Source organism: Streptomyces sp. NPDC059668 (assembly GCF_042734135.1).
In the GTDB taxonomy this organism is placed as follows: domain Bacteria; phylum Actinomycetota; class Actinomycetes; order Streptomycetales; family Streptomycetaceae; genus Streptomyces.
The window spans coordinates 41,639-66,470 of sequence record NZ_JBHWEL010000002.1 but is presented as its reverse complement, the minus strand read 5'-3'; the positions used below and the strand labels follow the sequence as shown (position 1 = coordinate 66,470).

The 24,832-nt window shown below is 70.9% G+C and carries 19 protein-coding genes, 2 tRNA genes and 1 riboswitch; of the genes, 3 read left to right on the top strand and 18 right to left on the bottom strand.

Going from position 1 to position 24,832, the window contains the following annotated elements:
• Nucleotides 1–228: 228 nt before the first annotated feature.
• From ACFV2J_RS02710 to ACFV2J_RS02690, 5 genes are all read right to left on the bottom strand, one after another.
• On the bottom strand, nucleotides 229–1,110 hold the full coding sequence (locus tag ACFV2J_RS02710; RefSeq protein WP_359489512.1) for a Bax inhibitor-1/YccA family protein: 882 nt from the start codon (nucleotides 1,108–1,110) through the stop codon (nucleotides 229–231).
• A gap of 198 nt (nucleotides 1,111–1,308) precedes the next feature.
• Nucleotides 1,309–2,484: a 4-hydroxybenzoate 3-monooxygenase gene (locus ACFV2J_RS02705; RefSeq protein ID WP_385093840.1), complete on the bottom strand. Its 1,176-nt coding sequence runs from the start codon at nucleotides 2,482–2,484 to the stop codon at nucleotides 1,309–1,311.
• Nucleotides 2,485–2,727: 243 nt separating this feature from the next.
• A tRNA-Leu gene (locus ACFV2J_RS02700) sits at nucleotides 2,728–2,801 on the bottom strand.
• A gap of 394 nt (nucleotides 2,802–3,195) precedes the next feature.
• Nucleotides 3,196–3,603, bottom strand: a complete 408-nt coding sequence (locus ACFV2J_RS02695) for a hypothetical protein (protein WP_385093842.1) — start codon at nucleotides 3,601–3,603, stop codon at nucleotides 3,196–3,198.
• Between the two features lie 339 nt (nucleotides 3,604–3,942).
• Nucleotides 3,943–4,025, bottom strand: a tRNA-Leu gene (locus tag ACFV2J_RS02690).
• 391 nt (nucleotides 4,026–4,416) lie between these two features.
• Between ACFV2J_RS02690 and ACFV2J_RS02685 the strand changes: the two genes are divergently transcribed.
• Both ACFV2J_RS02685 and ACFV2J_RS02680 read left to right on the top strand, forming a co-directional pair.
• Complete coding sequence (locus ACFV2J_RS02685) at nucleotides 4,417–5,187, top strand: ABC transporter ATP-binding protein (protein WP_385093845.1); 771 nt, start codon at nucleotides 4,417–4,419, stop codon at nucleotides 5,185–5,187.
• A 70-nt stretch (nucleotides 5,188–5,257) separates the two neighbouring features.
• The gene (locus ACFV2J_RS02680) at nucleotides 5,258–7,786 is read left to right on the top strand and encodes an ABC transporter permease (protein ID WP_385093848.1); all 2,529 of its coding nucleotides are present in this window, start codon (nucleotides 5,258–5,260) and stop codon (nucleotides 7,784–7,786) included.
• 96 nt (nucleotides 7,787–7,882) lie between these two features.
• Here the strand turns inward: ACFV2J_RS02680 and ACFV2J_RS02675 are convergent, their stop codons facing one another.
• The 9 genes from ACFV2J_RS02675 to ACFV2J_RS02635 all read right to left on the bottom strand — a co-directional run bounded on the left by ACFV2J_RS02675 (nucleotide 7,883) and on the right by ACFV2J_RS02635 (nucleotide 19,152).
• Nucleotides 7,883–9,184: a class I SAM-dependent methyltransferase gene (locus ACFV2J_RS02675; protein ID WP_385098362.1), complete on the bottom strand. Its 1,302-nt coding sequence runs from the start codon at nucleotides 9,182–9,184 to the stop codon at nucleotides 7,883–7,885.
• 459 nt (nucleotides 9,185–9,643) lie between these two features.
• Nucleotides 9,644–11,041, bottom strand: a complete 1,398-nt coding sequence (locus tag ACFV2J_RS02670) for an NAD(P)/FAD-dependent oxidoreductase (RefSeq protein ID WP_385095306.1) — start codon at nucleotides 11,039–11,041, stop codon at nucleotides 9,644–9,646.
• 452 nt (nucleotides 11,042–11,493) lie between these two features.
• A complete protein-coding gene (locus ACFV2J_RS02665; protein ID WP_385095309.1) occupies nucleotides 11,494–12,435 on the bottom strand; it encodes an exopolyphosphatase in 942 nt (313 codons plus the stop codon).
• 428 nt (nucleotides 12,436–12,863) lie between these two features.
• Nucleotides 12,864–13,391 (bottom strand): DUF501 domain-containing protein, encoded by a 528-nt coding sequence (locus tag ACFV2J_RS02660; RefSeq protein WP_385095312.1) that lies wholly within the window; start codon nucleotides 13,389–13,391, stop codon nucleotides 12,864–12,866.
• A 48-nt stretch (nucleotides 13,392–13,439) separates the two neighbouring features.
• A complete protein-coding gene (locus ACFV2J_RS02655; protein WP_385095315.1) occupies nucleotides 13,440–13,916 on the bottom strand; it encodes a septum formation initiator family protein in 477 nt (158 codons plus the stop codon).
• 100 nt (nucleotides 13,917–14,016) lie between these two features.
• Nucleotides 14,017–15,303 (bottom strand): phosphopyruvate hydratase, encoded by a 1,287-nt coding sequence (gene eno, locus ACFV2J_RS02650; RefSeq protein WP_385095318.1) that lies wholly within the window; start codon nucleotides 15,301–15,303, stop codon nucleotides 14,017–14,019.
• Between the two features lie 299 nt (nucleotides 15,304–15,602).
• The gene (locus tag ACFV2J_RS02645; RefSeq protein WP_385087357.1) at nucleotides 15,603–16,295 is read right to left on the bottom strand and encodes a transglycosylase family protein; all 693 of its coding nucleotides are present in this window, start codon (nucleotides 16,293–16,295) and stop codon (nucleotides 15,603–15,605) included.
• Between the two features lie 4 nt (nucleotides 16,296–16,299).
• Nucleotides 16,300–16,463, bottom strand: a riboswitch (cyclic di-AMP (ydaO/yuaA leader).
• 183 nt (nucleotides 16,464–16,646) lie between these two features.
• Nucleotides 16,647–17,651, bottom strand: a complete 1,005-nt coding sequence (locus ACFV2J_RS02640) for a transglycosylase family protein (protein WP_385087355.1) — start codon at nucleotides 17,649–17,651, stop codon at nucleotides 16,647–16,649.
• A 229-nt stretch (nucleotides 17,652–17,880) separates the two neighbouring features.
• Nucleotides 17,881–19,152, bottom strand: a complete 1,272-nt coding sequence (locus tag ACFV2J_RS02635) for a cytochrome P450 (protein WP_385087353.1) — start codon at nucleotides 19,150–19,152, stop codon at nucleotides 17,881–17,883.
• A gap of 157 nt (nucleotides 19,153–19,309) precedes the next feature.
• Between ACFV2J_RS02635 and ACFV2J_RS02630 the strand changes: the two genes are divergently transcribed.
• Nucleotides 19,310–20,521, top strand: a complete 1,212-nt coding sequence (locus ACFV2J_RS02630; RefSeq protein WP_385087351.1) for a globin domain-containing protein — start codon at nucleotides 19,310–19,312, stop codon at nucleotides 20,519–20,521.
• A gap of 27 nt (nucleotides 20,522–20,548) precedes the next feature.
• On the opposite strand, the gene ACFV2J_RS02625 is transcribed toward ACFV2J_RS02630, so the two are convergent.
• From ACFV2J_RS02625 to ACFV2J_RS02610, 4 genes are all read right to left on the bottom strand, one after another.
• Entirely contained in the window at nucleotides 20,549–21,568 is a 1,020-nt protein-coding gene (locus tag ACFV2J_RS02625; RefSeq protein ID WP_385087349.1) for a nucleoside triphosphate pyrophosphohydrolase, read from the bottom strand.
• 295 nt (nucleotides 21,569–21,863) lie between these two features.
• Complete coding sequence (locus ACFV2J_RS02620; RefSeq protein ID WP_385087347.1) at nucleotides 21,864–22,523, bottom strand: SurA N-terminal domain-containing protein; 660 nt, start codon at nucleotides 22,521–22,523, stop codon at nucleotides 21,864–21,866.
• A gap of 168 nt (nucleotides 22,524–22,691) precedes the next feature.
• Nucleotides 22,692–23,369: a hypothetical protein gene (locus ACFV2J_RS02615; protein WP_385087345.1), complete on the bottom strand. Its 678-nt coding sequence runs from the start codon at nucleotides 23,367–23,369 to the stop codon at nucleotides 22,692–22,694.
• A gap of 224 nt (nucleotides 23,370–23,593) precedes the next feature.
• Nucleotides 23,594–24,421 (bottom strand): glycoside hydrolase domain-containing protein, encoded by an 828-nt coding sequence (locus ACFV2J_RS02610; protein ID WP_385087343.1) that lies wholly within the window; start codon nucleotides 24,419–24,421, stop codon nucleotides 23,594–23,596.
• Nucleotides 24,422–24,832: the final 411 nt, after the last annotated feature.

Genomic DNA, 24,832 nt, shown 5'->3' with positions numbered 1-24,832 from the left:
CCGCCTGGGCGGGCGCGTCGCTGTTCGGCCGCGAACTGGATACCCGCACCCCGCGGCGCGCCGTGACCCCTTCGGGGTCCCCCGCCCCCGGGCGCCCCCGCCACCCGGGCCACCCCGCCCCCCACCGCCACCCCCGCCCCCCCCCGGCCCCGCAACCCGATGGTTCGCGGGCCCTTCGGACGCCTGCCGCCGGCGACGCCGTCCGTGTCGCCGGTCGTTGCCGCGTCGCTAGTCGTTGCTGCTGAAGATGGCGACCAGCCGCAGCATCTCGACGTAGATCCACACGAGGGTCATGGTCAGGCCGAACGCGGCCAGCCAGGCCTCCTCGCGCGGCGCGCCGTACGCGATGCCGTCCTCGATCTGCTTGAAGTCGAGGGTCAGGAAGAACGCGCCGATCAGGATCGCCAGGATGCCGACGATCGCGCCCAGCGGACCCATGCTGCGCAGTCCGCCGTCCCCGGCGACGCCGAAGGCGACGAGCAGCAGGTTGACCGCCATGACGACCACGAAGGCGATGGCGATGGCCATGCCGATGCGCGCGTACCGCGCGGTCACCCGGATCCAGCCCGCCTTGTAGACGAGCAGGGTCGCGCCGGCCACCGCCATGGTGCCCAGCACGGCCTGGAAGGGAGCGCCGCTCCACCGCTCGTTGTACATCTCGCTGATGACCCCGAGGAAGACGCCCTCGAAGGCGGCGTAACCGAGGATCAGCGCGGGCGAGGCCTTGCGCTTGAAGGACTGCACCATCGCCAGGACGAACGCCACGAGGGCGGAGCCGATGGCGAGGCCGTAGCTGGTGGACGACACGGGCAGCAGCGCCCACGCCAGCACGGCGCCGACGGTGACGGTGCCGAGCGTCATGGCGGAGCGCATGACGACGTCGTCCATCGTCATCCGGCCGGTGGTGGCCGGGGCCTGCGGCGGGGCGCCGTACTGCTGGCCCTGCTGCGCGTAGGGGTTCTGCGCGTAGGGGTTGCCGCCCTGCTGGGCGTACGGGTTGGCCTGCGTGCCGACAGCGGGTCCCCCGGCCTGCGGCGCCGCGTTGAATCCCGCGTAGCCGTTGTCGCGGCTGAACCCCCGTCGCGAGAAGACCGGGTTGCTGCTCCTCATTTCACTCCTCCATGGCCACCCTGCGCGGCCTTGGCCTCAAGGGTAATAGGTAGGCAAAGGATCGACCCTACTGCTTGGGGAGGATCTTTCCCTCGTCCTGCCAAGGTACGCGTGTGTTCCCTGGCCTGCGAGCACTGGTACCAAGCCGTGACAGGCCCCTGTCGCGGCGCCCGGCCGGCCCTGCCGGCCGCGGTTGTCTCACTCCAGCGGAAACCCGGTGTATCCCTCAGCCAGATCGGTCTTCGCCGCCCGCGAGGTGGCCACCCGGCGGAGCCGGGCGAGCTGGATACGGTCCTCGAAAGGGGGCGCGCCGGGGGCCCGGTGCAGCAGCGTCGTCATGTCGTACGAGAACCGCTCGGCCTGCCAGACACGGCGCAGACAGGTCTCGGAATAGGTGTCCAGGCGCTCGGCCGAACCGGTGGCGCGGAGGTGTGTCAGGGCGCGGGCGAACGTCACGACGTCGCCGACGGCGAGGTTGAGCCCCTTGGCTCCGGTCGGCGGGACGATGTGGGCGGCGTCCCCGGCGAGGAAGAGCCGCCCGTACCGCATGGGCTCGTGGACGTAGCTGCGCATGGGGGTGACGGACTTCGAGGTGACCGGCCCGCGCTCCAGCCGCCAGTCGTCACCGGTCTCGAAGCGCCGCTCCAGTTCGTCCCAGATCGCCTCGTCCGCCCACGCCCCGGCCTCCGTGCCCGCGGGCACCTGGAGGTAGAGCCGGGAGACGGCCGGTGAGCGCATGCTGAGCAGGGCGAAGCCACGGTCGTGGCGGGCGTAGACCAGTTCGTCGTGGGAGGGCGCCACATCGGCGAGTATCCCGAGCCAGCCGAAGGGGTACGTCCGCTCGTACACGCGGGAGAGCTCGGCGGGCACCGCTCCGCGGGCCACGCCCCGGAACCCGTCGCAGCCGACGACGTAGTCGCAGTCGAGCACGTCCTCGCGCCCCTCGTGGCGGAAGCGGACCCGCGGCCGGTCGCTCCGCGCCCCCTCGACCGCCAGCGCCTCGGCCCCGAAGAGCAGCGGACCGCCCTCCTTCAGCTGGAGCGCGATCAGGTCCTTGCAGACCTCCGTCTGGGCGTACACCAGCACCGAGCTGCCCCCGGTGAGGGCCGGGAAGTCGACCCGGTGCCGCTCCCGCTCGAAGCGCAGTTCGATCCCGTCGTGCCGCAGCCCTTCCCGGTCCATGCGCTCGCCGGCCCCGGCGGCCCGCAGGACGTCGGCGGTCCCCTGTTCCAGGACCCCGGCGCGCTGCCGCCGCTCCACGTACGCCCGGTCGCGGCTCTCCAGCACCACGGAGTCGATCTCCGCGTTGCGCAGCAGCCGCGCCAGCAGCAGTCCGGCCGGGCCGGCTCCGATGATCCCGACGGTGGTACGCACCGGCACCCCCTTCGCGCTCCCCGCGCCTGTTCGCCAGGTGAAATCTCCTTCACCGCGATCGAACGTGAGTCTCCGACGGCACGCGCTCACTGTCAACGGATCGCGACGAACTCCTCCGGCGGGGTGCGCCCGGGGGAGGACGGGTCGGGAGGGGACGGGTCACCGCGTCCTCCACCTCATGGCATCGGACAGAACGTCACACACAGGACAGCCCGCCTCGGTGAGGCGGGCTGGAACGACGGGTGCCCGGGGTGGGATTCGAACCCACACATTTCCGCGTTTAAGGCGGCTGCGTCTACCCGTTGCGCCACCCGGGCCGAGGTCAGACGGCGTTCTCTCGAACGGTTCTTCTCGTGCCCACGGGACGCGAACAGCGTTGGTTCACCGAGCCACTCACGCCGGACAATCTTACTGCTCTTGAGTGACGGTCCATCACATCGGGCCCACTCGACCGTGGTTGACCAGCTCCCGCGAGAGGCCGGTCCACACCTGACTCGTCGCTCCTCCGAGTATGCGTCTGGCACATGAAGACAGCGTCTCGCAAGACACGGTGCTTACACAGGAGGGAATCTGGTCAACGATTGGCTCCAAATGGCGCCGAGTTCGGGAAAGGTGGATGCCCGCACCCGGCGCTCAGGGCGGGCGTCCGCTCACCCACCTGCCGCTTCGTGCCGCGGGTCTGGCTGAGCACCCTCGGCGTGCTCATCCGCGTCAGCCGATGGTGCCGTGCTCCACGGGGAAGTCCGGGGGCCAGGGCCGGCTGAAGTCGAACAGGGACGGGTCTTCGAACTCGCGGTCCGCCTCGCGCCACGAGGGATCGCCGGAGACGACGAAGCTGTCCCCGCCCGGTTCGATCATCCAGGTGAAGGCCGCATCGTCCGCGGGGAGGTCATGGCGCTCCTGCAACACCGCGAACTCCGCGTCCGTCGCCCGGCGGACGTGGATGCCCTTCTCGTAGAGGGGCTTGAGCAGCATGAGCTCCACATGGCCGAAGTACACCTCGACACGGGTGTCCGTCGCGTCGACCGCGGTGGGTTCGCTGCGCAGCAGCAGCTGCCGGTGCGACGCCGCGAAGCCGACCACCCGGAACAGGCGCCCCTCTCGTATGAAATCTGGCATTCTTCCTGCTCTTCCTGCTCTTGGGGTATGGGTGTGTTCATCCCGTTCTTGGGGCCTGCGGGTCACTGGGCCCAGTCCGGTATCGGCACGTCTTCGACGAGGCTCGCCTGACCGACTCGGCCGCGTACCGCTCGAACCGATACTCCGTGTCGTCGGCGGATGCGGGGGAAATCGTCCCCTTGTCACCGGGCGCGGTGGCTCGCGACCGTCCCGTCCTCGCCCTCCATCGCCCTCGCATGAGCCACGAAGGGGACGCGATGGGCGCCGCGCGTCGACGGCAGGGGCAAGTGGCGGCGCCGACCGGCCATTCCGCCAGGTATGCCGCATAAGACGTCGAAGTGCCCGGAACCGGACTTGAACCGGTACGCCCGCGAGGGGCAGCGAGGTTTAAGCTCGCCGTGTCTGCATTCCACCATCCGGGCAGGCCATGGGCTCCGCGTCGAGGTTCCGAGCCTATCGGGGCCCGCTCCTCGAACAGCGGTCGGGCGAACCGATGTTGTCTTATTTTATTGAGGTCTGAGGGTGCATCAGCCCCCGGTACGGGCCATCCGCACTTGCCAATAGCCTTCCGGGCCGCCCGGAGACGCGTATACGGAATGACGGAATTTCACCGTCCGAACGGACGCACCCCCGCGGCCGTACCCGGAGCGAGCTCAGGGAACACCCTCATCCCCAGGTATGACTCCGCCGCTCGCGGTCCGACCGGAGGCTGCCCCGGGAACCGGAACAGCGGCTGACTCCACGGCGCCGAACGGCCGGGACGATGGGACACGTCCCCCAGAAACGCCGTCGTCCCGACAGGAGCACCCTCCCGTGACCACCACGCCCCTTGCCGACCGGACCACCACGGTGGCCGCCCGCGCCACGGAACTGTCGAAGGTCTACGGACAGGGCGAGACCCAGGTGGTCGCCCTCGACCGGGTCTCCGTCGACTTCCGCCAGGCCGAGTTCACCGCGATCATGGGCCCCTCGGGCTCGGGCAAGTCCACGCTGATGCACTGCGTGGCCGGCCTCGACTCCTTCTCCTCCGGCTCCGTGCGCATCGGGGAGACCGAGCTGGGCTCCCTCAAGGACAAGCAGCTCACGAAGTTGCGCCGGGACAAGATCGGCTTCATCTTCCAGGCGTTCAACCTGCTGCCCACGCTGACGGCCCTGGAGAACATCACCCTCCCGATGGACATCGCCGGCCGCAAGCCGGACCGGGAGTGGCTGGACAAGGTCATCGCGATGATCGGCCTCTCCGACCGCCTCAGCCACCGCCCCTCACAGCTCTCCGGCGGTCAGCAGCAGCGCGTCGCCGTCGCCCGGGCGCTGGCCTCCCGGCCCGACATCATCTTCGGCGACGAGCCGACCGGAAACCTCGACTCCCGTTCGGGCGCGGAGGTGCTGGGCTTCCTGCGCAACTCGGTACGGGAGCTGGGACAGACCGTCGTCATGGTCACCCACGACCCGGTCGCCGCCGCCTACGCCGACCGCGTGGTCTTCCTCGCCGACGGCCGCATCGTCGACGAGGTGTACGGGCCGACCGCGGACTCCGTCCTGGACCGCATGAAGCAGTTCGACGCCAAGGGCCGCACCAGCTGACCTGCCGTCGACCCGCCCCCGGACCCCGCACCGTCCCGAACAGCCTCACCCTCCTGGACTGAGAAACCCCATGTTCCGTACCGCCCTGCGCAACGTGCTCGCGCACAAGGCCAGGCTCCTGATGACCGTGCTCGCCGTGATGCTCGGCGTGGCGTTCGTCTCCGGGACCCTCGTCTTCACCAACACCATCTCGGACGCCTACCAGAAGAGCTCCGCCAAGGGCTTCGGCCAGGTCGACGTCGCCATCCGGCCGGAGGGCCGCAAGGACACCGGCGACACGATCGGCAAGGACCCGAAGCTCACCCAGGCCCTGCTGGACAAGGCGGCCGGGGTCCCCGGCGCCGGTTCCACGATCGGCGTCGTGAACGGCTTCACCGCCGTCGCCGGCAAGAACGGCAAGCTCGTCGGCAACGGCTTCCAGTCGCAGGGCGGGAACTACTGGGGCACCAAGGACCCCCGGTACCCGCTGACGAGCGGCCACGCGCCCCGGGGCGGGAACGAGGTCGCCATCGACTCCCGGACCGCCGAGCGCACCGGCTACAAGGTCGGCGACACCGTCCGTCTCTCGGTCGACGGCCCGGTCCTCACCCCCACCGTCACCGGCGTCTTCACCACCGACGACGGCAACGTCGCGGCCGGCGGCAGCCTCGCCCTCTTCGACACGGCGACCGCCCAGCGGCTCTTCCACCGGGTCGGCGAGTTCGACGAGATCGACGTGAAGGCGGCGCCCGGCACCAGTCAGACGGCCCTGCGCGGCGCCCTCGACCGGGTCGTCCCGAAGGACGTCGCCTCCACCACCACGGGCAGGAAGCTCGCCGACGACCAGGCCACCGAGATCGCCTCGGCGATGAGCGGCATGAAGACGGGCCTGCTGGTCTTCGCCGGCATCGCGCTGTTCGTCGGTACCTTCATCATCGCCAACACCTTCACCATGCTGGTCGCCCAGCGCACCAAGGAACTGGCGCTGCTGCGCGCCGTCGGCGCCTCCCGCCGCCAGGTCACCCGGTCCGTCCTCGTCGAGGCGTTCTTCGTCGGCGCGGTCGCGGCGGTGGCGGGCCTGGTCTCGGGCATCGGCATCGGCGCGGCGATGCGCTCGCTCATGGGCACCCTCGGTGCCACCGTCCCGGACGGTCCGCTGGTGATCTCGCCCGGCACCGTCGCCACGGCCCTGCTCGTCGGCGTCCTCATCACGATGCTCGCCGCCTGGCTGCCCGGCCGCCGCGCCGCCAGGATCCCGCCGGTCGCCGCGATGAGCAGCGTGCACGCCCAGGCGACCACCAAGTCCCTCGTCGTACGCAACGCGCTCGGCGCCCTGTTCGCCGGCGCGGGCGTCGCCGTGGTCCTGTACGCGACGACCATGAGCGGCTCGGACGGGCAGGCCCCCATGGGCCTGGGCGCGGTCCTGCTGATCATCGGCGTCTTCGTCCTCACCCCGCTGCTGTCCCGCCCGCTGATCGCGGCGGCCGCGCCGGTCCTGCGGATCTTCGGGGTCTCCGGCAAGCTGGCCCGCCAGAACTCGGTCCGCAACCCGCGCCGGACCGCCGCGACCGCCTCCGCCCTGATGATCGGCCTGACGCTGATCACCGGGATGACGGTGATGGCGGGCAGCCTGCAGCAGGCGATCGACAGGATGGCCAGCTCCGCGCTCAAGGCGGACTACGTCGTCTCGATGGCGAACGGCAACTCCCTCTCCCCCGACGTCGCGAAGACGCTGTCCGGGCTCGACGGGGTCACCGCCAGCAGCCCCCTACGCAACGCGCCCTCGCGGATCGACGGCGACACCGAGTACCTGACGGGCGTCGACGGCGCGTCCATCGCCCGGCTCACCGACCTCAAGGTCGACGAGGGCGCCTTCAAGGTCGGTGGCAGCCAGGTCGTCGTCGACAAGGACACCGCCGAGTCCCACCACTGGAAGGCCGGTTCCGGCTTCACGGTCGCCTACGAGGACGGCGCGAAGAAGCGCCTCACGGTCGCCGGCGTGTACGAGGGCAACCAGATGATCAGCGGCATCATCCTCGACAACGCCACGCTCGCGCCGCACCAGACCGACGCCTTGGACATGCAGGTCATGCTGAAGACGTCGAACGGCACGTCGGACGCGGCCAAGACCAGGCTGGAGAAGGCCCTCGGCGACAACCCGGCCATCCAGGTGCAGGACAAGAAGGACATCTCCAACGGCATCGCGCAGATGTTCACCCTGATCCTGAACATGCTCTACGGACTGCTCGCGATGGCGGTGATCGTCGCCGTCCTCGGAGTCATCAACACCCTGGCCATGTCGGTCTTCGAGCGCTCGCAGGAGATCGGGATGCTCCGCGCGATCGGCCTCGACCGCAAGGGCATCAAGCGGATGGTCCGCCTGGAGTCCCTGGTCATCTCGCTCTTCGGCGGTGTGCTCGGCATCGGCCTGGGGGTGTTCTTCGGCTGGGCGGCCGGCGAGCTCGTCGGCAGCAGGATGGCGACGTACGAGCTGGTCCTGCCCTGGGCCAGGATGGCCCTCTTCCTGCTGCTCGCCGGCACGGTCGGCGTGCTCGCGGCGCTGTGGCCGGCCCGCCGGGCGGCGCGACTGAACATGCTGACGGCGATCAAGTCCGAGTAGCCGCGACGGCGGTACGCGGAAGGGCCCCGTTCCGGACCGGAACGGGGCCCTTCCGCGGTCGGTGCCGAGGAACCGGCCACGGAACCTGCCGCGGGACTACGGGACGACGGGGTTCCAGTTCCTCGCCCGCAGCGGCATCCCGGAGTCGCCGGAGGGCTCCGGTGTCCTGACCGCCAGCACCTGGTTGACGCCGATGCGGTTGCGCTCGAAGGCGAGCGCGGACGCCGCCATGTACAGGCGCCAGACGCGGGCCCGGCCCGGGCTGGTCAGCTGCACCGCCCGGGGCCACTGCGCCTCCAGGTTGGCGACCCAGCGGCGCAGGGTGAGGGCGTAGTGCTCGCGGATCGACTCGACGTCACGGACCTCGAAACCGGCCCGCTCCAACTGCGTCACGGTCGTGCCCACCGGGGCCAGTTCGCCGTCCGGGAAGACGTACGCGTCGATGAACTCGTCGACCGAGTAGGCCGATTCGTCGCGCTGCGGCCGCCGCCCGATCTGGTGGTTCAGCAGCCGTCCGCCCGGCGCGAGGAGCCGGTACAGCACCTCCGCGTACTCCAAGTAGCGCTCGGCGCCCACGTGTTCGGCCATGCCGATGGAGGAGATCGCGTCGTACGGGCCGTCCGTGACGTCCCGGTAGTCCTGGACCCGGATCTCCACCCGGTCGGTCAGACCCTCGTCCGCGACCCGCTTACGGGCGTACGCGGCCTGCTCCTGCGAGAGGGTCACCCCGACGACGCTCACACCGTGCTCACGGGCGGCGTGCATGGCCATCGAGCCCCAGCCGCAGCCGACGTCGAGGAGCCGCTGACCCGGCCTCAGGGCGAGCTTGCGGGCGATGAGTTCGAGCTTGTCGCGCTGCGCGCCCTCCAGGGTGCCGTCGTCCTCCCAGTAGGCGCACGAGTAGACCATGGAGGGACCGAGGACGATCTCGTAGAAGTCGTTGCCCACGTCGTAGTGGTGGCTGATCGCACGCCGGTCGCTGCGTTTGGTGTGCAGGTGACGGCGTCTGCGAACCTCCTCGCGGGGCGGGGCGGGCGGCAGCGGGGACCCGGCCATCCGGACCAGCCCCCGGGCCGCGGCGCGGACCTCGGGGTCACGCAGGGCCTCCACGAGGGTCCGCGCGCCCTCGCCCCGGTCCCAGATGAGCCCCGACACCAGGTCCAGCGCGGTGTACAGGTCGCCCTCCACGGCGAGGTCGCCGGAGACCCAGGCGCGGGCGAGACCCACCTCGCCCGGTTTCCACAGCAGCCGGCGCAGGGCGCGCCGGTTGCGCACCACGAGAGCGGGGGCGTCGGGCGGGCCCGCCTCCGAACCGTCCCAGGCGCGGATACGCACCGGCAACGGGGACCCCAGCAACTGCTCGACAAGGCTCTTCAGCCGCGGCGCGGCGTCCTGCATGGCGTACACCTCCGAGACAACACTCCCGAACGCTCCAACACCACGTAAACACCTACCGGCCTCCTGCGCAGTCCCCCTTCCGCGTTACAGCTGGGCAAAATAGCTGTAGCCGCCACGCTTTTCGTCCCCTGGAGCATCGCCATCGCCCGAAGGGCTCGTCCTCAAACGCCGGACGGGCTGAAGATGCGGGCCCGCGCCGGAGATGGGGGCGCGGGCTGACGATTCCGGCCGGGGGCATGTGTTTCAGCCCGTCCGGCGTTCGAGGACGAGGCCGTCCAGGCCGATGCGGGGGTCCGGGGGCGGCAGCCCCCGGGGACGCGCCGCACGCCGGACCTTCGGCGCAGGCCCGCACCTCCAGAACCCCCGGCCCCTACGGCGCACGCCGAAGGGGCCTCCCGCACCACGGATGGCGGAAGGCCCCTTCGGGCTGGACAGTCTGAAACAGTGACCGACGGCGGGTCAGGAGGCCTTGGCCCGCTCCTCGGTCTTCGCGGCGACGGGCGCCGCCGCGGCGGCAGCCGGAGCCGGCTTCGCCGCCTCGTAGAACTCCTCGCGCGGAGTCTCCATGGCCCCGAGCGAGACGACCTCACGCTTCAGGAACATCGCGAGGGTCCAGTCCGCGAAGACGCGGATCTTACGGTTCCACGTCGGCATGGCGAGACCGTGGTAGCCGCGGTGCATGTACCACGCCAGACGACCCTTGAGCTTGATCTTCGTCTTGCCCATGACGATCATCGCGACGCCCTTGTGGAGGCCGAGGCCCGCGACAGCACCCTTGTTGGCGTGGCTGTAGTCCTTCTGCGGGAAGCCCCGCATACCGGAGACCACGTTGTCGCCGAGCAGCTTGGCCTGACGAAGCGCGTGCTGCGCGTTCGGCGGGCACCAGGCGTTCTCCACGCCGGCCTTGCGGGCGGCGAGGTCCGGCACCTGGGCGTTGTCGCCCGCGGCCCAGATGTAGTCCGTGCCCTGCACCTGCAGCGTGGTCTGGGTGTCCACGTGGCCACGCGGGCCGAGCGGCAGACCGAAGCGGGAGAGGACCGGGTTGGGCTTGACGCCCGCCGTCCACACGATCGTGTTGGAGTCGACCTCAAGGCCGTTCTTCAGCACGACGTGACCGTCGACGCAGGAGTCCATGGAGGTGGAGAGGTAGATCTCGACCCCGCGCGACTCCAGGTGCTCCTTGCCGTACTGGCCGAGCTTGGGGCCGACCTCGGGAAGGATCTTGTCCGCGGCGTCGACGAGGATGAAGCGCATGTCCTCACGGGACACGTTGCCGTAGTACTTCGACGCGTCGCGGGCCATGTCCTCGACCTCGCCGATGGTCTCCGCGCCCGCGAAGCCACCGCCGACGAAGACGAAGGTCAGCGCCTTGCGGCGGACCTCCTCGTCCGTGGTCGAGTCGGCCTTGTCCAACTGCTCGAGAACATGGTTGCGCAGGCCGATGGCCTCCTCGATGCCCTTCATGCCGATGCCCTGTTCGGCAAGGCCGGGAATCGGGAAGGTGCGGGAGACCGCGCCCATCGCGATGACGAGGTAGTCGAAAGGCAGCTCGTACGCCTCACCCACGAGGGGGGCGATCGTGGCGACCTTGCGGTCCTGGTCGATAGTGGTGACCCGACCGGTCAGAACCTCCGCCTTGGGCAGCACGCGTCGCAGTGGGACGACGACATGCCGCGGGGAGATGCTGCCGGCGGCGGCTTCGGGGAGGAAGGGCTGGTAGGTCATGTACGACCGGGGGTCGACGACCGTGACGGTCGCCTCTCCGTAGCGCATCTTCTTGAGAATGCGCCGAGCTGCGTACAGGCCTACGTACCCACCGCCTACTACGAGGATCCTGGGACGCTCCGTGGTGCTCATGCCATCGAGTATCCACCCGCCCCTCGGGGGTCGCTCGTGCGCCCCTTCACAAGCTTGGGGGTGCCCTCTGCTACACTGCGCGGCTCACGTGACCCAGGTCATGTCCCCACGAGGGAACCAGTGTTCGGGCCGGACCGTTGTCAAGAGCCCGTGAGCTGCCACTCCGAGCGTTCGGGCCCACCGGACCACTCCCCGACTTCACCTGTCGGAAACACTCCCGGAACCCTCCGGTGAGGATCACTCCGGGACCGGCGAGCACCCCTATGGCACCCGAGTGGCCCAGTCGTCGTCCATCAGGGCCGAATTCCTTGTGAAGAACTTCACGAAGTTTTCCGGCGGCGTGTCGCAGAGAGGGCCCGGATGGCCCCCTGCACGCGCTCATGCGTTGTCCGACCTGCTCAGGAGAGGCTACCAGTGGGTAGCAAGCGCTCCCGGGCGCCCTCGGCCAGGGCTCAGGCGACGGACCACGCGATCCCGTCGAGGATGTCGTGCTCGCTGACCACGACCTCCTCCGCCCCGGTCCGCTCCATGATCGCCAGCAGGACGAGGGCGCCGGCGGCGATGACGTCGACACGACCGGGGTGCATCGAGGGGATCGCGGCCCGTTCGGCGTGGGTGGAGTGCAGGAGCCGCTCGGTGATCTCGCGGACCTTCTGCCGCGGGATGCGGGAGTGGTGGATGGCGGCCGAGTCGTAGGCGGGCAGGTCCAGCGCGATGGCCGCGACCGTGGTGACCGAACCGGCCAGGCCCACCAGGGTGCGGGCCTCGCCCAGCGGGACCGTCCGGGCCGCGAGGTCCAGCGCGGCTTCGATGTCGGCGCGGATCGCGTCGGTCTCCGCCGGGGCCGGGGGGTCGCTGACCACACCGGCGTGCACCAGGTGGCGCTCCGTCATCCGTACACAGCCGATGTCCACGGAACGGGCGCCGCGTACGTGGTCGTCGCCGACGACGAACTCGGTGGAACCGCCGCCGATGTCCACGACCAGGTACGGCTTGGCGAGGTCGTCCCGGCCGGTGAGTTCCCTGGTCGCTCCCGTGAAGGAGAACTCGGCCTCCTGGTCGCCGGTGATCACCTCGGGCTCGACGCCCAGGATGTCGAGGACACCGCGTACGAACTCGTCCCGGTTCTCGGCGTCGCGGGAGGCGGAGGTCGCGACGAAGCGGAGGCGCTCCGCGCCGTGCTCCTTGATCACCGCCGCGTACTCGCGGCAGGCCGCGAAGGTGCGGTCCAGTGCCTCGGGGGCGAGACGGCCGGTGCGGTCGACGTCCTGGCCGAGCCGGACGATCGTCATGCGGCGGTCCAGGTCGACGAGTTCGCCTGTCGCCGGGTTCGCGTCGGCGACGAGGAGACGGATGGAGTTCGTACCGCAGTCGATGGCGGCGACCCTGGTCATGAGCTGTGGTCTCCCCTGTGGTGGTTTCCGATTCCGGCGTGCAGCCGTCCGGCCCAGCCTATTTCGCCCCGGCGACCCTGCCCGACCCATCCCCTACCCGGGGCTCCGCCAAGGGGCTGCCGCCCCCTGGACCCCCGCCATCGCCCGAAGGGCTCGTCCTCAAACGCCGGACGGGCTGAAATACCTGGCCTGGGCGTCAGCCTGTCAGCACAGGCCCGCACCTTCAGCCCGTCCGGCACTTGAGGACAAGGCCGTCCAGGCCGATGGTTCCGGCCCGAGCGGAGCCTTCGGGCCGAGCTGCCGGCTCCGGCCAGGGGCGCGCCCTTCAGCCCGTCCGGCGCTTGAGGACGAGGCCGTTCAGGCCGAAGGCGGGGGTCCGGGGGCGGCAGCCCCCGGGGACGGCCGCCGCGGCGCAGGCCCGCCCTCCGCTACCCCTCGGAGACAGCGGCCCCCACGCACGGCCCCTTGCGCCACCACTCCGGCAGCATCGCGATCGCCTCGTCGCCCAGCGGGTTCACGCCGGGGCCCGCCGCCAGGGAGTGCGCCACCAGGACGTGCAGGCACTTCACCCGGTCCGGCATACCCCCCGCGCTCGGGAAGCCGGCGAGCACCTCGATGGCGTCGCGGCGCGCGATGTAGTCCTCGTGCGCGGCCCGGTACGCGGCGGCCAGCTCGGGGTCGGTGGCGAGACGGTCCGTCATCTCCTTCATGACGCCGTTGGCCTCCAGCGTCCCGATCGCGGAGGCCGCGCGCGGACACGTCAGGTAGTACGTCGTCGGGAACGGCGTCCCGTCGGGGAGCCGGGGTGCCGTCTCCACCACGTCCGGCTCGCCGCAGGGGCAGCGGTGCGCGATCGCGCGCAGTCCGCGCGGCGGGCGGCCGAGCTGCTGCTTGAAGGCCTCGACGTCCGCGTCGGTGGGCTCGGTCCGCGGGGTGGGCGGCGGGGGCGTTTCCATGCCTGTGCTCAAGTCACTTTCTCTGTCGTTTCACCGGTCCGTGTCAGCTCACCGGTCGGAGCGGTCGGACTTGTCGACGCCGTCCCAGACGTTGGCGTACCAGGGGCGGGCGGCCGCCCCCCGGTCCGTCCGCGACTGCTTCGCCGCGTCCGGGTCGATCACGACGTATCCGGTTTCACCCGGCATCACATAGTGCAGCCGTTCCCGGATCCGCTGCTCCGCGTACGCGTCGTCCTGCCAGCGCGCCTTCAGGTCCCGCAGCTGTTCGACCCGGGCGCGGGCCTGCTCCTGCTGCCGCTGAAGGTCGGCGATCTCGGCGCGCTGGGACACGTACTGCCTTATCGGGTACGCGAGGGCCACGATCAGGGAGCAGACGACGAGTGCCAGCAGCGCGGCCCGGCCGGTCAGCCGCGAGCGCCGGGCCTGACGCCTGGTCTGGGAGCGGTAGACCCGGGCCGCCGTCTGCTCGCCGAGCAGCCGCAGCCGGGTCGCGGTGGAGAACCGGTCCCGGTCCTTCACGGCCATGTCCCCGCCTCCCCTTCACACGTGCGGACGTCCCCGCACACGGTACGGGACCGGGTACGGGGACGTACGTGCGACTGGCTAAGGCTTAACCCTGCCGGGGTCAGCCCTTGAAGCGCGGGAAGGCCGAGCGGCCCGCGTACACCGCGGCGTCGTCGAGGATCTCCTCGATGCGCAGCAGCTGGTTGTACTTGGCGACGCGGTCCGAGCGGGCCGGGGCGCCGGTCTTGATCTGGCCGCAGTTCACCGCGACGGCGAGGTCGGCGATGGTGACGTCCTCGGTCTCACCGGAGCGGTGGGACATCATGCACTTGAAGCCGTTGCGCTGGGCCATCTCGACGGCGTCCAGGGTCTCGGTCAGCGAGCCGATCTGGTTCACCTTGACGAGCAGGGCGTTCGCGGAGCCCTCCTCGATGCCGCGGGCGAGGCGCTCGGGGTTGGTGACGAAGAGGTCGTCGCCGACGATCTGGACCTTGTCGCCCAGCTTCTGGGTGATGACGTTCCAGCCGGCCCAGTCGTCCTCGTACAGCGGGTCCTCGATGGAGACGAGCGGGTAGGCCGCCACGAGCTCCTCGTAGTACTCCGTCATCTCGGCGGCCGAGCGGGACTTGCCCTCGAACTCGTACTTGCCGTCCTTGTAGAACTCGGACGCGGCGACGTCGAGGGCGAGCGCGATCTGCTCGCCGGGGACGTAACCGGCCTGCTTGATGGCCTCGATGATGAGGTCGAGCGCGGCGCGGTTCGACTCCAGGTTCGGGGCGAAGCCGCCCTCGTCGCCGAGGCCGGTGGACAGGCCCTTGGTCTTCAGGACGGACTTGAGGGTGTGGTAGACCTCGGCACCCCAGCGCAGCGCCTCGGAGAAGGACTCCGCGCCGATCGGGGCGATCATGAACTCCTGGATGTCCACGTTCGAGTCGGCGTGCGAGCCGCCGTTCAGGATGTTCATCATGGGAACGGGCAGCAGGTGCGCGTTCGGGCCGCCCAGGTAGCGGAAGAGCGGGAGGTCGGACGCCTCGGAGGCGGCGTGCGCGACGGCCAGCGAGACGCCGAGGATGGCGTTGGCGCCCAGCGAGCCCTTGTTGTCGGTGGCGTCCAGGTCGAACATGGCCTGGTCGATCAGGCGCTGCTCGGTGGCGTCGTAGCCGACGAGCTCCGGGCCGATCTGCTCGATGACGGCGAGGACGGCCTTCTCGACACCCTTGCCGTGGTAGCGGTTGGGGTCACCGTCACGCAGCTCGATGGCCTCGAAGGCACCCGTGGAGGCGCCGGACGGGACGGCGGCACGACCCGTGCTGCCGTCGTCGAGGCCGACCTCGACCTCGACCGTGGGGTTGCCTCGGGAGTCCAGGATTTCCCGGGCTACGACGACGTCGATGGACGGCACGAGCATCTCCTTCTGGGATGTGACGCGGGTACGCGGGCCGGCGGGGCCCGCACTGCACGGGGCCGCGTTCGGCTCCGCGGGATGAGCCTAACCGGCTCGGAGCGATCGGCCAGCCGCTCGACCACCCCTTGAGCAGAACTGAGGGTAAATATTGTTCCCCTTCGAAACAAAAACCCCCGCTCCGGTGCGTACGGGGGAAGACGCACCGGAGCGGGGAGCCCGTGGGGACGGGGGTGGACCCTCATCGGGTCTCCGGCGTGCAGGCCCCTCCTACGAGAGGCCTGCCGTCCGAGAGGCCCGTCACCTCAGCTGAGGTGGAGCTGCTGACCCGGGTAGATGAAGTCCGCGTCGTCGACGATGTCCTTGTTCAGCTTGAACAGCTGCTGCCAGCCGCCCTTGACCTTCTTCTTCTCCGCGATCGAGCTGAGGGTGTCGCCCTTGACGACCTTGTACTCGCCGTCGCCCTTCTTGACCTTCTTGCCGGTCGGGGTGGAGACGGTCTTCTTCTGGGCCGCCGGGCGCTCGGACGAACGGGAGGCCGCGGTGTCCGTCGACCGGGTACCGGTGCTCTGCGTGCCGCTGGAGGTGGACGGCTTGGCGGGGGTGGTCGTGCCACCGGTGTACGCGGCGCCGGACAGGCCCGTGCCGCAGGTCGGCCAGGCACCCTTGCCCTGCGCGGCGAGGACCTTCTCGCCGATGGTGATCTGCTGCGACTTGGAGGCCTTGTCGGCGGTGGAGGCGTAGGCGGTGCCGCCGTACGCGGCCCAGGTGGAGGCCGAGAACTGCAGGCCGCCGTAGTAGCCGTTGCCGGTGTTGATCGACCAGTTGCCGCCGGACTCGCACTGGGCGACGGAGTCCCACTCCGAGGCGGTGGCGGCGGAGGCGCTGCCGGTCGCCATCAGCGGAGCGGCGATGGCGACGCCGGTGACACCGGCGAGCGTGGCGACACGGGTGGCCTTGGACGGACGGCGGTGCTTGCCCTTGCTGGAAAACAGCATCGAGTGATCCCCTCACCGACGCCTGCGAGGTGAGCTGTCGGGTTCGGGCGGGTGAGTGCCCGGCCGTGCGCTCTCGGCGCACGTCTTCACCCCAAGCCGCTCCCGGTCAACTACCGGGCGCGGCGCTTACCTTGGGTCCCCCGCTCCTGCCTACGGCGCTTGACGCGTCGACTGTTCCCGTACGGCCGCTGGCAGGATTCGGCGTTGCGACCGTCGGGGCCCGCTGTGGCGAGCGGTGATGACCGTAAGCAGTCGATCGGTCGAATTTCAAAGACGATCAGGGCCTTTGAGATCCATCTCTCACTTGCGCCAAACCGGACATTACACGGCGAACCATGACGTGAACTCCCGCTACTTTTCGCCCGGTTCGGCATCAACTGCAAGGCTCTGACCGGGGAGAATGAGGTCCGGGTCGGCACCGACCGTCTTCTCGTTCCCGGCGTACAGCCCGGCCCATCCGCCTTCGAGGTCAAGGGCGTCGGCGATGGTCGAGAGGCTGTCTCCGGTGCGGACGACGTACGAGCCGTCGACGACGGCGCGCGAGGCGCCGGAGTCGCGTGAGGCGTGCCGGCCGGAGGAGTCGTCGCCGCGGCCGTCCACCGTGTCGTCGGTGGAGCTCTCGGCGGCACCGTCACCGCGGTGGCGCCCGGCTCCGGTCGTCGCCCCCTCGGAGGCCGCCGAAGCGTCGCCGCTCCGGCCCGAGTTGCCCGGTTCGCCACCCTTCGTCGACCTCGTGCCCTCGCTGTCCGTCTCCCGAGCGCTGCCGGACTCCTCGTCCGAGGAGGTGTCCGACTTCGTCCGGTTCCCGGTCCCGTCCGAGGACGAATCGGTCGATGACGATTCGGACCGGGAGGAGTCGGACGGAGAGACACCGATCCCCAGCGAGCCCGTCAGGGAGCCGGACCCATCGGTCGAAGAGGATGAATCGGATGAACTGGACGAGTCGCCGGCCACGCCCGTGTCGACCGAGACCTCGCCCGAGCTCTTGCTGAGCCCGGAGAGCGGACCGCAGGTCGGCCAGGCGGCGAGGCCCTGGTCGGCCAGGACCTTCTCGGCGACGGCTATCTGCTGCGACCGGCTGGCCTCGTCGGCGCTCGGCGCGTACATGCGGCCGCCGTATCTCTGCCAGTTCTCCTGCGTCAACTGCAGCCCGCCGTAGTACCCGTTGCCCCCGTCGGCGCTCCACTGACCGCCGCTCTCGCACTCGGCGACCCGGTCCCACGTGGTGCCGTCCGCAGCGGACGCGCCGGCGGCACCGAGCAACGGGATGGCGATGGCCGATCCGGTCACCCCTGCCGCGACGATGAGGGCCGGAGCCTGACGGGGGCGACGATGGCGGCCGTTCCCGGAGAGCATGCGAGAGCCTTTCACGTGACTGCAGGTGACTACGCGGCTGACGAGCCGCGTTGATGGGTGAACGTAGTCGCACCCGATCACTTGTCACAAGCAGATGCAGCGCAGATCACGTGAAGATTACAGAGTTGAGGGAGCGTCACCTTTTCGCGCCCGTCCCCTCATACTGCGCGGCCACCGATCCCGCGCACGGTGACAGCCGCCCCGACGGCACCGTACGACTGCCGCATGACTACCGACCAGGGGTGAACTCCACCGGAAGCGTTCGCAATCCACGCATGATCAGTCCGCCACGCCATCGCAAATCAGCCGAATCGCCCGCCAGTCGGAGGTCGGGCAGCCGGGTGAGGAGGGTGGCCAGCGCGGTCTGTCCCTCCAGCCGGGCGAGCGGCGCGCCGAGGCAGTAGTGGATGCCGTGGCCGTAGCCGAGGTGCTGGTTGTCACGTCGGGAGAGATCGAGCGTGTCGGGCTGCTCGAACCGGGCGGGGTCACGGTCCGCGGCCGCGAGGACGACGAGCACGGGGTCGCCGGGCGCGATGTCCTGACCGCCGATACGGACCGCCTCGGTCGCGAACCGCCACGTGGCCAGCTCCACCGGGCCGTCGTAGCGCAGGAGTTCCTCGACACCCGTCTCCAGCAGGGCGCTGTCCCCGGCGGCCAGGGAGGTCTGGAGCCGCTCCCGCTGCCCGGGGTGGGTGAGGAGCGCGTACGTGCCGTTGCCGATCAGGTTCACCGTCGTCTCGAACCCGGCGAAGAGCAGGATGAAGGCCATGGCGGCAGCCTCGTTCTCGGTGAGGTGCTCACCGTGGTCGGAGGCGCGGATGAGACCCGAGATGAGGTCCTCGCCGGGCGCGGCCACGTCGGGGAGGGCCGCACGCTTCTTGTGGATGAGCTCGCCCAGATACCCGCGCATCTTCTTGACGGACCGCCCGACACCGCCCCTCGGGCCGCCGCCGTGCCGGATCATCATCCCCGCCCAGTCCCGGAAGTCGTCCTGGTCCTCGCGGGGCACGCCCAGCAGGTCGCAGATCGCGTAGATGGGGAGCGGGAACGCGAACTCGTGGATCAGGTCGGCGGATCCCCTCTCCTGGAACTGGTCGATGAGGTGGTCGGTGAGTTCCCGCACGCGCGGCGCGAACTCGGCGACCCGCCGCGGGGTGAACGCCTTGCTGACGAGCCTGCGCAGCCGGGTGTGGTCCGGCGGGTCGATGTTGAGCAGATGGGTCATCAGCTCGGCCTTGCGCTCGCCCGGGATGCCCGTCTTTCCCTTCGCGTGCGCGGGTTCGTCGTGGTGGGCGGGGTTCTTGCTGAGCCGCCCGTCCGCGAGCGCCTGCTTCGCGTCCGCGTACCGGGTGACCAGCCAGGCCTCCACCCCGCTGGGCAGCGTCGTCCGGTGCACGGGCGCGTGCTCCCGCAACCAGGCGTACGCCGGGTAGGGATCGGTGGCGAACTCCCAGGTGAAGAGTTCGGGGGCGGGGCTGGGCGGCGGGGGCTGGTCGGTCACTCCCCGACGGTATCCGGCGGCCGGACCGCCGGCGTCCGCAGGGCGCGCGGGCCCGGGGACCGCCCCGGGCGCGGCCGCCGTGCGGGCTTCACCCCGGACTGTCCGTAAATCACCTGCCGTTTGACTCCGCGGCTCGACGACTCTCTACATTCGCGCCGTGGACCCCGAAATACTCAGATCCAGCTTCGCGGTCGTCGAGAGACGGGCCGAGTTCGCGGTCAAGTACTTCTACTCGCATCTCTTCCGGCACAACCCGGAGGTGCGCGGGCTCTTCCCGCTGGACCACCCCGAGGACATGGAGCGGCAGCGGGACCGGTTGTTCGCGGCGCTCACGTACGTACTGGAGCGGCTGGAGGACCCGGCACTGCCGGGGTACTTGCGGGAACTGGGGCGCGATCACCGGAAGTACCTGGCCGAGCCGGAGCACTACGCGGCCGTGGGGGCGAGCCTCGTCGCGGCGTTCGCCGCCGTCGCGGGGTCGGCGTGGAACGCGGAGGCGGAGAAGGCCTGGGGCGAGGCCTACGGGGCGATCGCGAACGTGATGCTCCAGGGCGCGTGGGAGGCGCAGCACGCGGGCGAACCGCCCTGGTGGGACGCCGAGGTGGTGTCCCGGGCGCGGCACGGCGACGACCTGGTCGTCCTGACCCTGCGACCGCACGAGCGGCTCCGCTACTTCCCCGGCCAGTACGTCAGCGTCAACGTCCCGTATCTGCCGGGCATCTGGCGGCCGTACTCCGTCGGCAACGCGCCCCGCGCCGATCTCACCCTCGATCTGCACATCAGCCGGGTGGAGAACGGGGTGCTCTCCACCGCCCTCGTGCGGCAGACCCGGGAGGGCGACGTCCTGCGGCTCGGCGCGCCCGGCGGCGGACTGATCCTGCGGACGCCGGTGGAGCGACCGCTGACGTTCATCGCGGCCGGCACCGGGTGGGCGCCGGTCAAGGCACTGCTGCAGCAGCTCGACGCCACGCACGAGGCCCGTCTCTTCCTCGTGGCCCGTGACACCTCGTACCTCTACGACCGGTCGGCCGTGGAGCACCTGCAGGCCCGGCTGCCCCGGCTGGGCGTCACCTTCATCACCCCGGCGCCCGGCCGCCCCAGGACCCAGGCGACCGAGCGGCTGCTGACCGCGCTGGGCAACCGGGCCGGGTGGGCCCGGCACGACGTCTATCTGACCGGTCCGCCCCAGCTGGTCGAGGAGGTCGGCGAGGCCCTTCCGGCCCTCGGCACTCCGCCCGACCGGCTCTTCCGTGACCTCCTGCCGCCCGCCCCGGAGGCGCGCGGCCGGCCGCTGGGCGCGGCGGAGTGGCTGCTCGACCGGCCCCGGCCGAACTGGCACAACCCGTCGGCTCGCGCGCCGGACGCGTGATCCCGGAACGGTGAGGCCGCTCCGGCCTCAGCCGTCGAGCGCCGGCGAACCCTCCTGGGCGCGGATCGCGTCCCGGTACGCCCGCGCCGCCGCGCGCAGTGCCGCCTCCGGGTCCACGCCCTCGGCCTCGGCCCGCGCGGCCACGGCCAGCAGCTCGTACCCGACGCCCTCACCGCGCGGCAGCTCGACCTCGAGTCCCGCCGTGCGCGCCCGCGAGGCGAGCTTGGCCGCGAGCGCCAGGCCCGGCTGGCCGAGGGGTATCCCCTCCGTCACGGACGTCCGGCGCTTCTCCTCGGCCTTCGTGCGCAACCAGTGCTCCTTGACCTCTTCGGGGGTCGTGGCCGTCTCGTCGCCGAACACGTGCGGGTGGCGGTGGATCAGCTTGGCGACGATGCCGCCCGCCACGTCGTCGATCGAGAAGGGTTCGGCACCGTCCTCCGGGCGGCCCTCCTCCGCGATCCGGGAGTGGAAGACCACCTGGAGCAGGACGTCGCCGAGCTCCTCCCTGAGCTCGTCCCGGTCCCCCTCCTCGATCGCCTCGACCAGTTCGTACGCCTCCTCGATCCCGTACTTCGCCAGGCCCTCGTGGGTCTGCCGGGACGACCAGGGGCACTCGACGCGGATGCGGTCCATGACCTGGACGAGGTCGAGGAGCCGGGCGCCCGGCAGGTCGTACGAGGCGGGGAGCAGCTCCAGCTCCGGCATCTGGACCCGGCCGGAGCCGGCCAGCCGGGCCAGGCCGTCGGTGAGGCGCGGCTCGCCCTCGCCGAGGGCCACGACCACCACCGTGCGGCCGCCGGCACAGGCGTCCACCAGCTCCTGCGCGTCGGGTGAGGTCTCGTCCACGGTGACGCCGGCCTCCCGCAGATAGGGCAGCTGCGGGTGCGCGCCGTCCGCGCACAGCACCTGGTCGGCGCCGCGCAGCGCCTGCCAGGCGGGCCAGGACAGCAGTCCGGGCGCGACGCGGTGGCTGGTGGTGAGCAGGACGATACGGCCGGGGGCGGCGGGGCCGGCCTGGGCGGCTGCGTCGGAGCTGGTTGCGTTCACCCCTCGAACGTAACCCACGCCGCCGACACCCCCGGAGTTGTCCACAGGATCGACGGGACCGGTCGCCGAACCGTCTTCTCCGCGCTCCATGCCCGCCCTCACACGCCCCTCGTACGCCCCCGCACGATCCTCGCCCGCCGGGACCCGGTGCCGGTCGGGACCCGGTGCCGGTCGGCGACCGTTCTCGGCCGTCCTGCGCCGTCTGCCGGGTCCCACGCTTCGGGCCGGGTCCTCCGCCCCCGCTGCCGGGCCCGCTCGCCGGCGCGCCCCGGAGCCGGGTGCCGCGTTGCCGCCCCTAGGCCGACTGCGGGGCCTGGGCCGCTGTGACCTCCCGCAGCCACGGCGTCTTCGCGTCGACGCGGCCGCTCTTCTGCACGTCCCAGGCGCCGTAGCGCGGGTTCAGGTCGATGCGCAGTTCCTTGGAGGCCTGGGACATGGCCTTCCAGAACGTGGCCTTGCCGTCGGCGGTGTTCATGTCGGCGCCGAGCGAGGCCGCGACCTTCTGGGCCTCGATCTCGGTACGGAGGTTCTCGTCGAGGCGGGCCGGTGCCACGCCGTACTGCTGGAGCCAGACCGTCTCCAGTCCGTGCGCGCCGCCCGCCTGCTGTTCCAGGGAGGCCCGCAGCTGCTGGACGTCCTTGCGGGTGACGCCGACGCCCGCGTCCTTCGCCGCCCGGTCGAGGACATGGTCGAGGACCATGCTGTGCAGGGTGTCGCGGGTGAGGCTGCCGCTCTTGGCGATGGCCTGCTCGTACTGGGCGTCGTCCTTGGTGACGGCCCGCTGGGCCGAGCGCACCTCGTTCACCCGGCCCTCCAGCTGGGCGACGGTGATCCGCTGCCCTCCGACGACGGCCGCGGCGCCTGGATGCGCCTCGTTGCCGCACGCGGTGAGCAGGGGGGCCGCGGCGACGATCGCTGCGGAGAGGACGAACGCGGTGCGACGGCGGCGGTGCAAGGAAACCTCCCGAGGAGATTGTGCGACGGTGCACAAAGTCTTGCGATGATCGATGTTAGGCAGTGGCCCGGCTCTCGGCCAGCCATTCGACCAACGATTCGCGGAGAGTTCGGGTACCACCGCGCACCCGTGCGGTGCGTGCCCCCCGCCCCGGGCCCCGCGGCGCCGTCAACCGCGCGCGGCGATCCGTCGCTCGACGGTGCCCGCGACCTCGGCGCGCAGTCCGTCGCCGGGGCGCGCGAAGGTGATGTTGCCGGAGCCCTTGCCGCTGTCGGCGTTGCGGGCGTTCCCGGTGGCCCTCGGGCCGCTCCCGCCGTCGTCGACGAGGACGAAGTCCACCGTCCGGTGCAGTGGTGCGGCCTGCTCGGCGGCCGCCACTTGGGGGCCGCCGGCCGCGAGCACCAGGTCGCAGGAGCGCTGGAGCAGGCCCTCGAGGTAGGGCCGCGCGTTGGCCGCGGACTGCTCTCCGGTCACCGGTACGTAGCTGACGCGCGCGTGGGTCGTGAGGGACGCGTCCCGCATGCCCTCCCAGACCTGGGCCGCCGTGGTCCCGGCCGTGACCCCGTCCTTGTTGGTGAGCAGACAGGCGTCGACGTCCTTGTAGGACCGGGCCCCGGTGTCGGGGAGCCGCCGCGCGATACCGGTGCGGGAGAGGAAGTACCCGGTGACGGCGACCGCGGCCACCACGACCACGGCGCCCGTCAGCAGGGCGATGGTGCTCCCGCCCAGTTCCCGCACCCACAGCAGCGCGGACCGGACGGCCGTGGTGAGCCGTGACCGCGGAGCGGTGTCGCGCACCGCCTTCGCGCGCCGCGCCGGCGGTACCTGCCTGACCCGCTTGACCACTGGTTGTCTCGTGCTCCCTGTCGTGCCCGCTGCCCGCTGCCGTCCGTCGCCCGCCGTGGCGTGTCTACGCGCGGATCGGCCGACGCGGCCGGACCTTCGAGGCGTGGACCGGGGCGGCCGCCCTCGACAGCGGGATCAACAGCACGCCGGCCGCACGGCCATCGGCCGCGGTACCCGTACCGGCGCGATCCCCATGCCCCGCCCCTTCGTCCTCGCCGGCCGGCTCAGCCGGTGATGGCGACCGGCGCGTCCCAGGCGTCCCGGTCCACGGTGATCGTGTAACCGCCGAGCGTTTCCTTGCTGTTGACCATGTACTGGTGGGCGCGGCTGTGGTTGGTCCACCGGTCGGCGCCGAACGGCCAGTCGGCGGTGGTGGTGTTCTGCTTGTCCCACAGGGCGTACCAGAGGTTGCCCGGCAGGTTCGTACGGTCGGTGGCGTCGGCGATGGCCTTCGCGCTGGAGCTGCGGAAGCCGTAGAAGCCCGCGCGATACGTCTTGGCGTTGAGCGTCTTGTCGAAGGCCCTGACGTACGTGAGCGTGGCGGTGTTGCACGACTTGTTCGTGATGTCGTACGACTCCATGTCCAGGTAGATCGGGCTGCCCGCCTTCATCCCCAGCGCGGACGCCTTGGCCACCGCGTCCGCGGCGTCGGCGGCGCCGAGCGAGGCGGCGTTGGAGGAGGTGAGCTTCTCCGGGTTGGAGCCCGTCTGACAGGAGGGCTGGGCGCCGACGTACAGCGGGATGAGCTTCCAGCCCAGCGTGCTGACCGACTTCACCCAGGACGCGGTGAGGTTGGGCTGGCCGCAGCCGCGGTTCTTGCCGCCGATGTACACCGCGGCCGCTCCGTAGAAGCCGGTGTGCCAGGCCTTCATCGCGGTCAGCGAGGGCGCCGCGCAGGTGTCGAACGCGCGGCCCGTGAAGGTCTTCTGGGCGGGCCAGGTGGTCGCCGCCATCGACGTCTGCGCCGCGATCCCGGCTCCCGCGACCACGGCGGCACCCGCCGTAGCCCAGGCGATGTAACGGCCCTTCTTGGACATCCGATGGCTGGACATCCCCACCCCGATCCATGACACGCGCGGATCAGGGCACGGGTGAACGCGCCTGATCCGCGGACAGTTGAGAACAGCGAAACCGGGCCCCTGAGACGGCGCCCCTCTCCGGTACACCGGCGAACGGTGTCCGGCCCCCGGCGCCGGGGGCGGATCGCACCCTAACCGACGCCACCCCCTCCACTGGGAAACCCCTGATCTCGATCACCACAAGATTCCCTCAAGTCACAGCAAAAGACGTCGAGTCGACGGCGGTCCCGGCCCGGCGCCCGCTCCCGCCACGGATCTTGGGCACACGCATACCTGTGCATGACCTGTACATGGCCTATGCGTGGCTCGCGCATGGGCCGCGCGCCCTTACAGTCCGCTCGGCTCCCCCACCCCACCCCACCTCACAGAGGACTTCGAGATCCA

What these genes read in the sequence shown, in the direction of transcription:
- ACFV2J_RS02695 (WP_385093842.1), bottom strand. Translation starts at nt 3,603, where the DNA reads ATGCCAGATTTCATACGAGAGGGGCGCCTGTTCCGGGTGGTCGGCTTC.
- ACFV2J_RS02710 (WP_359489512.1), bottom strand. Translation starts at nt 1,110, where the DNA reads ATGAGGAGCAGCAACCCGGTCTTCTCGCGACGGGGGTTCAGCCGCGAC.
- ACFV2J_RS02640 (WP_385087355.1), bottom strand. Translation starts at nt 17,651, where the DNA reads ATGCTCTCCGGGAACGGCCGCCATCGTCGCCCCCGTCAGGCTCCGGCC.
- ACFV2J_RS02645 (WP_385087357.1), bottom strand. Translation starts at nt 16,295, where the DNA reads ATGCTGTTTTCCAGCAAGGGCAAGCACCGCCGTCCGTCCAAGGCCACC.
- ACFV2J_RS02680 (WP_385093848.1), top strand. Translation starts at nt 5,258, where the DNA reads ATGTTCCGTACCGCCCTGCGCAACGTGCTCGCGCACAAGGCCAGGCTC.
- ACFV2J_RS02655 (WP_385095315.1), bottom strand. Translation starts at nt 13,916, where the DNA reads ATGGCCGTGAAGGACCGGGACCGGTTCTCCACCGCGACCCGGCTGCGG.
- ACFV2J_RS02610 (WP_385087343.1), bottom strand. Translation starts at nt 24,421, where the DNA reads ATGTCCAGCCATCGGATGTCCAAGAAGGGCCGTTACATCGCCTGGGCT.
- ACFV2J_RS02670 (WP_385095306.1), bottom strand. Translation starts at nt 11,041, where the DNA reads ATGAGCACCACGGAGCGTCCCAGGATCCTCGTAGTAGGCGGTGGGTAC.
- ACFV2J_RS02665 (WP_385095309.1), bottom strand. Translation starts at nt 12,435, where the DNA reads ATGACCAGGGTCGCCGCCATCGACTGCGGTACGAACTCCATCCGTCTC.
- eno (WP_385095318.1), bottom strand. Translation starts at nt 15,303, where the DNA reads ATGCTCGTGCCGTCCATCGACGTCGTCGTAGCCCGGGAAATCCTGGAC.
- ACFV2J_RS02675 (WP_385098362.1), bottom strand. Translation starts at nt 9,184, where the DNA reads ATGCAGGACGCCGCGCCGCGGCTGAAGAGCCTTGTCGAGCAGTTGCTG.
- ACFV2J_RS02660 (WP_385095312.1), bottom strand. Translation starts at nt 13,391, where the DNA reads ATGGAAACGCCCCCGCCGCCCACCCCGCGGACCGAGCCCACCGACGCG.